The following is a 765-nucleotide window of genomic DNA, read 5'->3' on the forward strand; positions in this document are numbered from 1 at the left end:
GGGTTCTTCCGCACTTTTCGTGATGGGTATCTTGTACTGAGGTTCCGGAACTGGGAAATCCTGAAAGTCGTCCACTTTCATGGATATTCCCCAGTGTCACGCCTTCGGTCTCTTGATCTTCCCCGTTCCCTCGTCGTTCGTCGTGTTGTTGCACTGGACAACAGAGTGGAGATCGAAGTCGGTCTGCGCAAGCGGAGTGTACTGTGTCCGGACTGTCAGTGCCCGACACAACGCGTTCACAGCTTCTATCAGAGAAAACTTGCGGATCTTCCATGGCAGGGCCGTCCGGCCACGCTGATCGTTTCTGTACCACGCTTTTTCTGTCAGGATGCGGTCTGTCCACGTCGGACCTTTGTGATGCCCCTTGACGGGATAACCGTGCGTCATGGCAGACAGACCACGCGTCTTACCGATCTTCATTATTATATCGCCCATACCCTGGGCGGTTCCGCTGGTGCACGAATGACCGTGCGCCTGTGTTGCCCCATCAGCCCGGACACTCTCATTCGCCGTCTCCTTTCCCGGGCACGGAACACTAGGAAAGACATGGCCCCTGCACGCGTGGTAGGGGTGGATGACTGGGCATGGCGACGGGGACATCATTATGGAACGATTGTGGTTGATCTTGAGAAAAATGATGTCATTGATCTCCTGCCAGATCGGGATGCTGATACCCTTGCCCGATGGCTGCAGGCTCACCCCGGTATTGAAATCATTGCCAGAGATCGTGCCGGTGCTTATGCAGACGGATGCCGCAGAGGCGCA

Annotated in this window: 1 protein-coding gene; it reads left to right on the forward strand. The window is 55.7% G+C overall.

Annotation, left to right across the window (positions count from 1 at the left end):
- Positions 1 to 93: 93 nt before the first annotated feature.
- Positions 94 to 765: ISL3 family transposase (locus tag AD944_RS00135; protein ID WP_156477207.1), on the forward strand; the 672-nt coding region annotated here is incomplete at its 3' end.

Origin of the sequence: Acetobacter tropicalis, from assembly GCF_001580915.1 — a bacterium.
Taxonomy (GTDB): domain Bacteria; phylum Pseudomonadota; class Alphaproteobacteria; order Acetobacterales; family Acetobacteraceae; genus Acetobacter; species Acetobacter tropicalis.